The organism is Sphingomonas sp. LH128, assembly GCF_000293195.2.
In the GTDB taxonomy this organism is placed as follows: Bacteria; Pseudomonadota; Alphaproteobacteria; order Sphingomonadales; family Sphingomonadaceae; genus Novosphingobium; species Novosphingobium resinovorum_A.
In genome coordinates, this window is the sequence record NZ_ALVC01000015.1 from 1 (window position 1) to 8,785 (window position 8,785).

The 8,785-nt window shown below is 57.3% G+C and carries 8 protein-coding genes; 6 read left to right on the forward strand and 2 right to left on the reverse strand.

Going from position 1 to position 8,785, the window contains the following annotated elements:
• The 6 genes from LH128_RS01710 to LH128_RS01730 form a co-directional block, all read left to right on the forward strand.
• A partial coding sequence (locus LH128_RS01710; protein ID WP_008827843.1) for an IS1380 family transposase occupies positions 1-299 on the forward strand: 299 nt, incomplete at its 5' end.
• A 183-nt stretch (positions 300-482) separates the two neighbouring features.
• The gene (gene pglX / locus LH128_RS32980; RefSeq protein WP_327195018.1) at positions 483-2,723 is read left to right on the forward strand and encodes a BREX-1 system adenine-specific DNA-methyltransferase PglX; all 2,241 of its coding nucleotides are present in this window, start codon (positions 483-485) and stop codon (positions 2,721-2,723) included.
• Positions 2,716-5,223 (forward strand): BREX-1 system phosphatase PglZ type A, encoded by a 2,508-nt coding sequence (pglZ, locus tag LH128_RS01720; protein WP_008827845.1) that lies wholly within the window; start codon positions 2,716-2,718, stop codon positions 5,221-5,223. Before pglX ends, pglZ begins: the two co-directional genes overlap by 8 nt.
• A gap of 7 nt (positions 5,224-5,230) precedes the next feature.
• Positions 5,231-7,333 (forward strand): BREX system Lon protease-like protein BrxL, encoded by a 2,103-nt coding sequence (brxL, locus tag LH128_RS01725; protein ID WP_008827846.1) that lies wholly within the window; start codon positions 5,231-5,233, stop codon positions 7,331-7,333.
• A 220-nt stretch (positions 7,334-7,553) separates the two neighbouring features.
• Positions 7,554-7,811 (forward strand): helix-turn-helix domain-containing protein, encoded by a 258-nt coding sequence (locus LH128_RS31760; RefSeq protein WP_008827847.1) that lies wholly within the window; start codon positions 7,554-7,556, stop codon positions 7,809-7,811.
• 32 nt (positions 7,812-7,843) lie between these two features.
• A complete protein-coding gene (locus LH128_RS01730) occupies positions 7,844-8,104 on the forward strand; it encodes a hypothetical protein (protein WP_228223103.1) in 261 nt (86 codons plus the stop codon).
• Positions 8,105-8,121: 17 nt separating this feature from the next.
• On the opposite strand, the gene LH128_RS01735 is transcribed toward LH128_RS01730, so the two are convergent.
• Together LH128_RS01735 and LH128_RS01740 are read right to left on the reverse strand one after the other, a co-directional pair.
• On the reverse strand, positions 8,122-8,361 hold the full coding sequence (locus tag LH128_RS01735) for a hypothetical protein (RefSeq protein WP_008827849.1): 240 nt from the start codon (positions 8,359-8,361) through the stop codon (positions 8,122-8,124).
• Between the two features lie 62 nt (positions 8,362-8,423).
• On the reverse strand, positions 8,424-8,645 hold the full coding sequence (locus tag LH128_RS01740) for a hypothetical protein (protein WP_004213291.1): 222 nt from the start codon (positions 8,643-8,645) through the stop codon (positions 8,424-8,426).
• Positions 8,646-8,785 lie beyond the last annotated feature (140 nt).

Here is an 8,785-nt window from a genome sequence, read left to right on the forward strand (position 1 = left end):
AGCGGCACAAGGCCCAGCTGGCCAGTGATCGCACCTCGTGCCGCTCGGCCAATGCCAATCAGATGCGCCTGATCCTGCACACTGCCGCCTACTGGCTGCTATGGCGCATCCAGCAGGTGATGCCCAGGACCACTGCTCTGGCAAGCGCCGAGTTTACAACCTTGCGCCTGCGGCTGCTCAAGGTCGCTGCGCGCGTCGTAGAAAGTGCTAGCCGCATCCGCATTGCCTTCGCTTCGGCCTGTCCGGATGCCGACCTGTTCCGCGCCCTCGTTCTTCGGCTCAAGCCTGCGCCGACGTAGCCCATGCGGCAGCGCCGCAGAACTCCGAGCCCAGCCCTTCAACCCGAAAAGCCCATCAATCCGATCGCGGTGAAACAAACGCCAGCGATGCCGGTCGTCCGCGCAACACCGCCAGCGGCAGCAAATGCCCAGAGCGGGCCTGAAACCGAGCGTCGTGAATAAGAGAGGTTAGGCTCGCTGATCGTGCCGACACTTCGCGATCCGGCCGAGACGCTGCGGGTGGTAGAGGCACGGAATTTCGGCTCCGACCTGCTGTTGAAAGAGGTACAGAAGCGCGTTGTGGCCTTGCTGCGCATGGCCGAGGCATTGTCGTCTAAGTATCATGTGGTCGTGGCCAATCCGCCCTATAAGAAAAAGGGTGATCTAAACGGCCAACTGCAATCTTTCCTGGTTGAAGAGTTTTCAGATTGCTTCTCCGACCTCTATTCAGCGTTCATTGACCGCTTGAGCAGGCTGTCACGGAAGCATGGTATTTATGCAATGATCGCAATGGACAGCTGGCTGTTCGGCGATGACTATACTGAAATGCGTGTTCGATTGTTAAACACCGCGCCATTCCTGCAGTTAGCCCATCTGGGCCCTCGCGCTTTCGACGAAATTAAGGGCGAAGTTGTTCAGGTCGCATGCTTTGTATCTCAAAAGAATGGCGACCCCAATCGAGAAGCTCAATTTTTCGATCTGACTGAGGGTCAAACTTCCGATGAGAAGGCATCCATGCTTCGACGCAAGCACGGGGAACATCGCGCGCGGGGGGCTGACTTCGCTCGTCTGCCTCGAAACGTGGTTGCGTATTTCGTCTCGGATCACACTCGGGAGGCCTATGCAAAAGGGACACCTCTGAAAGAGTATGCCGAAGCATTTACCGGCCTCCAAACGGGTGATAACCCACGTTTTATTCGCTCTTGGTCCGAAGTTAATCGCGACGCGATTGACTTCGGCGTGACACTCGAAACAAAATCATGTTGGTTTGGAAAGTGGGTTCCGTACGTAAAGGGTAGTGATTTTAGAAAATGGTATGGGAACCACGAGTTTATTCTCGATTGGTCATCCGGCGGCTTAGAGATCAAGGCTCATAGAAGCGCGACTGTCAGGAATGAGCAATACTACTTCCGAGACGGTTTGGCCTACAACACTATCGCAAGCAGGTTATCGGTGCGACGAGTGTCGCAAGGTCACGTCTTCGACCAGAAGAATTCAATGTTTTTTGGCGACAATAAACGCGCACTAGATTTCACATTAGGTTTTCTGCACTCCAAAGTCGTTCCACCCTTGCTGCGAGTAGTGGCCGCCAAAGATTTTGGTCCGGGTAGCATGAAGCTCCTCCCCGTTTTCGAAGGCTATGATGGAGTGTCTGTTTCGCACCTTGTGGACGATTTGGTAGAACTCGCCAAAGCAGATTGGGACGCCTACGAAACTTCTTGGGATTTCACCACGCTTCCGCTGCTGTCACCCGATCACCGGGAAGAGACGCTGGCGGCTAGCTACGCTAATCTCCGCGCACATTGGCAGGGCATGACAGATGAAATGCAGCGGCTGGAGGAAGAGAACAACCGCATCTTCATCGACGGTTATCGGCTGCAGGACGAGCTAACCCCCGAGGTGCCGACCGAGGAAATCACGCTTACCTGCAACCCAACCTATTCGCTCAAGTCAGCAAAGACGGACCATGAGCGTGAGGCCGGGTTGCGCGCGCGCACGGTGGAAGAATTCCTCCACTATACCGTGGGCTGCATGTTCGGGCGCTACAGCCTTGACGAGCCGGGCCTGATCCTCGCCAATCAGGGCGAGGGGATCGAAGAGTATCTGGCTCGCGAGCCGAAACCCAGCTTCGCGCCCGATCGTGACAATGTCATCCCGGTGCTGGACGCTGACTGGTTCGCAGATGACATTGTCATCCGGGCCCGCGATTTCCTGCGCGTCACCTTTGGCGAGGCGAAGTTCCGCGAAAACCTCGCCTTCATTGAGAAGGCGCTCGGCAAGGATCTGCGCCGCTGGTTCACGAAGGATTTCTTCGATTATCACGTGCGTCGCTACAAGAAGCGCCCGATCTACTGGATGTTCTCCAGCCCCAAGGGCAGCTTCAACGCGCTAATCTATATGCACCGCTACCGGCCCGACACCGTCTCGGTCGTGCTGAACCAATATGTGCGCGAGTTCATCCATAAGCTGGAAGTCGAGCGCGCTCGACTGGAAAAGCTGGCTGTCGATCCTGCGGCTACGCCCGCCCAGCAGACAAAGGCGCAAAAGGAAATGGCTACGGTCATCAAGCAGATCGCCGAGCTGACCGAATGGGAACGCGAAGTCGTCTATCCGATGGCACAGCAGAAGATCGCTATCGATCTGGATGACGGGGTGAAGCGCAACTATCCGCTGTTCGCCGGTGCGCTGAAGCCGATCAAGGGGCTGGAGGCTGCGGATGACTGATCGCATCACCGCTGGCCTGACGCGGCTTTATGAGGATCACGGCCACCGCATCGTCTTCTGGTATGACCCCGCATGCGATCTGCGAGCGGCGTTCGACGCGGTGGACCTGCCCGGCGTGACCAAGGTGGAGATCGCCAACAACGAATTCGGCCTGAAATACCGCATGCTTCGGCAGGAGCCTAAGGCGCGGTTTCTGCTCTACAAGGACGGCCCTGAGCCGCCGATGCCTGAGAACTGGTTGTTGGATGTGCAACTGGCCAGCGCGGTCTTCCGCGCCGATCAGGCGGCGATCTGGGTGGCGGATTTGGGCATCCCGGCGAAGTATGAAGCCGCCGTGCGCGACCACGCCGAATTCTACCGTTCCGGCAAGCGGCTGGAAGCGCTACGCACAATCGAGCGCGAGCGCCCGTCACAAAGCTCCAACGATGTCCGCCGCAAGATGCTGGCGGTCTGCGCCGGTGCGGATGGCGATCTTGATACGGTGATCGAGGCGTTGCTGGCCGAACTCGCTGAAGACCGTGATGACGCGCTGAAGCTGGTGGATCGGGTCGGGCTGGCAGAGTTCTTCTGGAAGGAAGTTTCGGCGCGCTATGGCTATTCGCCGGATACCCCGGATTTTCAGGATTTTGCCATCACGCTGTTTTCCAGCGCCTGGGCGCGGGCCATGGGAGAGGCTGCGTCCCTGAATACCGATGCCGCGCTGATGTTCCGCCGCTGGAGCGCTTCGCGTCGGTGGGGTGAAGCGTTCGAGAAGCTGTCGGGCGACTATCAGGATGTGCTGAAGATCAGGGATGATCTGGCCTCACGCGATTTCCGCGTCCTGATCCCGCATGACCATTTCGAGGAAGTGGACCGGCGGATCGTCGTCGCCATCGTTGAGGGGCTGGCCCAGCAGAGCCTGCCGGCGACAGATGTGCTGAAATGGGTTCGCGATCGCCGCCAGAGCCACTGGTATGGCCGTTACGCTGATGTCTATCAGGCCATCGGCTATGCGACCGAGTTCCAGCAGGCGCTGGCCGAGGCTGATCTTACCATGACCAGCATGTCTGATGGCGTGACGCGCTATTCAGCAAGCTGGTTCCGGTTGGACCAGCTCTATCGCAAGTTCATCTATCACATGCAGAAAAGCGGGCAGTCGGGACTGCTATCCGCGCTCTATGAGGCGGTCGAGAACCGCTACACGACGAATTTCGTGCTGAAGCTGAACGATGCCTGGCAGGATCAGGTTGCTCGCCTGACGGACTGGGCGATTCCGGGCTTTCCGCGTCAGATGGATTTCTACCGCGAACAGGCCGCTGAGTTCAGGCGCAAGGACCAGAAGGTCGTGGTCATCATCTCGGACGCGCTGCGCTTTGAGGTGGCCGAAGAGGCGCTGCGCGAGATCCGCAAGCTCAACCGGTTTGATGCCGATCTGAAGCCGATGATCGGGGGCTTGCCCAGCTATACCCAGCTCGGAATGGCGGCGCTCTTGCCGCACCGGCAACTGGCGATACGTGATGACAATGATCTGGTGCTTCTGGATGGCGAGAGCACCATGGGCGCCGCCGCCCGTGAAAAGGCGCTGGCTGCTGGCAGGGCTGGAGACCGGGTGAAGGTTCTGGCGGCGAAGGATTTCATGAACCTTGGCTCTTCGGAGGGCAAAGACCTCTTTCGCGACCATGACATCCTCTATCTCTACCACAATCAGATTGACGCGATCGGCGACAAGCTTGCCACCGAGGAGAATGTTCCCGCCGCGGCAGAGACCGCCATCGAAGATCTCGTGAAGCTGGTGCGCAAGCTGACCTCGGCCAATTTCTCGAACATCCTGATCACCGCCGACCACGGCTTCCTGTGGCAACACAAGACGTTGGAAGAGAGCGGTTTTGCGCTGAGCGAGCCGAAAGGCGACATCGTTACGCGCAACCGGCGCTATGTGATCGGACAGGGCCTCAGCAGCAGTGGCGGCATGAAGAAGTTCACAGCCGCGCAGCTTGGGCTGGGCGGTGATCAGGACATCCTGATCCCGAACTCGATCAACCGCCTGCGCGTGAAAGGATCAGGCAGCCGCTTTGTCCATGGCGGGGCGAGCCTGCAGGAGATCGTCCTGCCGGTCCTGCGTGTGGGCAAGCAGCGCAAGGAGGATGTCGGACAGGTGTCGGTGCAGATCATTCCGCCACCCCGTGCCCAGATCACCACGGGCCAGATCCAGGTCACATTCTATCAGGCAGAGCCAGTTACCGACAAGCAGCAGCCCCGGCAGGTGCATGCTGCGATCTTTGCCGACGATGGAACGCTCATCTCTGACGAAGCCGAGCTGGAATTTGATTTCGCGTCTGAGAACCCGCGCGAGCGTGAGCTATCGCGGAGCTTCCTGCTGTCCAAGGCGTCAGACGCCTATAACAATCAGACAGTCTTCCTGAAGCTGCGTACGCGCATCGGTAAGACCAGCCATTTTGAAGATCACGCATCGCAGCCGCTGTTGCTGAAACGCGGGATCAGCACAGATTTCGATTTCTGAGGTGCCAATGTCGACCCTTGATGACAAGATCAACGAGCATTTTGCCGGTTTCGTAGTCCGCAAGGACCTGGTGAAGGCCGTGAAGGGGAACGCCATTGTCCCCACCTATGTGCTCGAATACCTGCTCGGCCAATATTGCGCGACCGACGACGAAGCCTCGATTGCTACAGGCATCGAGACGGTCAAGGACATCCTGCGCAAGCACTACGTTCATCGTTCCGAATCGGGGCTGGTCCAATCGACGATCAAGGAGCGCGGCCGCTACAAGGTCATCGATCAGGTCAGTGTGGCGCTGAACGAAAAGACCGATGCCTATGAGGCGGTCTTCGAAAACCTCGGGATCAAACGGGTTGCGATCGACGGCGCCACGGTCAAGGCGCACCCGAAGCTGCTTGTAACGGGCATCTGGTGTATCGCCGATGTGCAGTACGAATTTTCGGAAGATAACCGAATTTCGCCCTGGATCATCGATACGCTAAAGCCGATCCAGATCGCCCGTGTCGACTATGAAGGTTATCGCGTAACACGTGATAAATTTACAACTGACGAATGGATCGATCTACTTATGCAAAGTATCGGGTTCGATCCATCGCTGTTCGGGCGCAGGTCGAAACTATTGCAATTGCTGCGTCTGATCCCCTTCGTCGAACGCAATTACAACCTTATTGAGCTTGGCCCTAAGGGTACAGGCAAATCGCATATCTATTCCGAATTTTCTCCCCATGGTCAGCTGATCTCGGGTGGTGAGGTCACGGTTCCCAAGCTCTTTGTGAACAACTCCAACGGAAGGATCGGGCTAGTCGGTTATTGGGATGTTGTGGCGTTTGACGAGTTTGCGGGGCGCGAGAAAACCGCCAACAAAGCGCTTGTCGACATCATGAAAAATTACATGGCGAACAAGCAGTTTTCCCGCGGGGTCAATCCTATGGGGGCGGAGGCGAGCTTCGCATTCGTGGGCAACACCGACCACAACGTCCCATGGATGCTGAAGAATACTGATCTGTTCGAAGCGCTGCCGCCGCAGTTCCATGACAGCGCGTTTATCGATCGATTGCATGCCTATTTGCCCGGGTGGGAGGTGGGCATCATTCGGGGTGAGATGTTCACATCTGGCTACGGTTTCATCGTCGACTATCTCGCGGAAATCCTGCGTCATTTACGCGCCGAGGACTTCTCGCACCGGCCTGATCAGTTCTTCACTGTCCCTGTTCAGACTCATATCCGGGACCGTGCGGCGATCAATAAGACTATGTCGGGGCTTCTTAAGCTGATTTTCCCGAATGGTGGCGAGACGGAAGCGGAAGTCGAAGAACTCCTGCGATTCGCTATCGAATGCCGCAAGCGCGTGAAAGACCAGCTGTTGCGGATCGACAGTACTTTCGAGACAGCCAATTTCCATTACATTTCTCGGGATGGCTCAAAGCGAAGCGTCACGACGCTAGAGGAAGAAGAATTTCCTCAATTCTATCACCAGCGATCTGTGGGCCAGGATGAATCAATTAGGGAACAGACGGATAACGCACCGACTGACGCTCAGCCGGCCGAGATGCGCGCTAGTTCTGAACCGCGAGGAAGCAACGCTTCCTCGGCGATTGATCCGAAGCCTGGGCATATTGTCTTCGCCGAGAACCGCAAAGGTATCAGTTTCGACAAGATTTTCGGCCCTTGGACGGATGGTGCCAAAAGGATCATCATCACAGATCCTTATATCCGCAAGTTCCATCAGGCACGGAACGTAATGGAACTCATCGAAATGCTGATTCGGCGCAAGCCGCCGGAGGATCAGGTTGCGGTGCATCTCGTCACCATAGCGGACGAAGGAAACATTCAGGAGCAGCGGGAATGTCTCGACGGGATCGCAGAGGCCTGCACGGGAACGGGCATTGAATTCACCTGGGCCTTTGATGGAAGCGGAACGCTGCATGCCCGTGACATCACCACCGACACTGGATGGAAAATGGTTCTGGATCGCGGGCTGGATATATTTCAGCCAACACCCCGTAAATTGAACGGCTTCTCCCTTGGGGAAAGAATGCAGGACCATCGTATGGTTCGCGGCTTTTATGTGACGTATGTTGAAGAACCTGTTAAGCATTCCCACCCGCTATGAATATGGCGTGGGAAGCAGGCGTGAGCTCTTGCAGGCGCTCCACTCGCTACCCCGGTCCCTGGAAGAACGAACGTCGAGCGAACGACGCCACCACGGGCGCGCAAAGCATACCATCTGCGCTAGGCGCGAAAGCCATGGCGCAGATAGCTTCTAGAGCAACCCTATTGCGCCATGCTGCCCGTGCCGACATTCTGCGCCTAGCCAGAAGGACGCGAACACGATGCCAACCATATACCTGAAACGAACATCGCCGTTGATGGCCCAGCTAGGGGCCAACATCGCTCGCGAACTAAAGAAACTAGGCATAACTCAAGGGGAGTTGTCCGAACGCTCGGGCGTTGCGGCGTCACATATTTCATACATGGTGCGCGGACATGGTAATCCAACGCTTGCTACCTTGGAGAGCCTTGCCGATGTTTTCGGATTATCGGTTGTCGAATTATTGGCAGCGGATAGCACTTCCCGCGATAAGTCCTGAAAGGCAGTCGCTTAATTTGATCGGAACAATCTATGTCCAGTAACCCGCCCCGCGAATTTGACCGACTGCTACAAGATGCGCCGCTGGTGCGGGCAATGGGGGGAGCACTCTCGATGTTTGCCACGCTGCTTGCGCGCCAAGGCATTGTCGAGGCGAGCGAGGTTGCAAACTTGCTGGGTATCTATGCGGTCGCCACAAGCGAAGTCGATAATGAAGAGGGCATGATCTTGGGATGCTGGGCAGCTATGATCCGCGACGTGGCGGAGCAACAGCGCACAGCTACTCGCAAATAACCCCGGCGCGCACGGCGCTAGCCGTGAGCCGCTTCGATCTTCTGGGCCAGCTCGGCCAGGTGTTCGGAATCAAGTAGATCCTCGGCGCTAAGATCGGCCGCGAAAAACTCGCTTCCGCTGGGTGGCGCGCGATCGACGGCGAAAGCGGTCAGATAGGGCCGCGCCTCGTCCGTGGCGATCCAGCGCCAGAAAGCATTGCCCTGGCCGAATAAACCGCTCTCGAACATATCGAGCCGTGCTTGTGCGAAGTCGGTCAATTTGCGTCTCCTGACAATCAGGCGGTTCGGCAAAAAAAGGGAGGCCGAAGCCTCCCTTTGTCTTACTGGAACAGTTTGATGAAAGCGGGCGCGAGGCCGATGACTGCGAGGACGAAACCGACGCTGCCGATGACCCAAGTTTGTGCCGTCAGCTTGCTTTCGATTCCCTTGTTCGCCTCCTGAACCTTCACGGCGATATACTCCTCAATAGCCTCTACAACTTCCGCTGCGGCGTCGTCGGACAGATTAGCCGCTTTCAGTGCTCTAAACAATTTGATGTGCATCCGGTTCTCCTTCTCGTTGGTGACGGGAGACACCCGGCATGGGCACCGGCGCCGGCTGTCAGGGACCGCGAAGCGGCCGCGTTAGCGGGCGGTGGGGGAGCCGATTTGCGCAGCAAATTGGGGGAACCGCCGATCCTTGA

Bases quoted from the DNA above. Each gene is read 5' to 3' on its own strand.
- LH128_RS01730 (WP_228223103.1), top strand. From the start codon at position 7,844: ATGTCCAGTAACCCGCCCCGCGAATTTGACCGACTGCTACAAGATGCG.
- pglZ (WP_008827845.1), top strand. From the start codon at position 2,716: ATGACTGATCGCATCACCGCTGGCCTGACGCGGCTTTATGAGGATCAC.
- brxL (WP_008827846.1), top strand. From the start codon at position 5,231: ATGTCGACCCTTGATGACAAGATCAACGAGCATTTTGCCGGTTTCGTA.
- LH128_RS31760 (WP_008827847.1), top strand. From the start codon at position 7,554: ATGCCAACCATATACCTGAAACGAACATCGCCGTTGATGGCCCAGCTA.
- LH128_RS01740 (WP_004213291.1), bottom strand. From the start codon at position 8,645: ATGCACATCAAATTGTTTAGAGCACTGAAAGCGGCTAATCTGTCCGAC.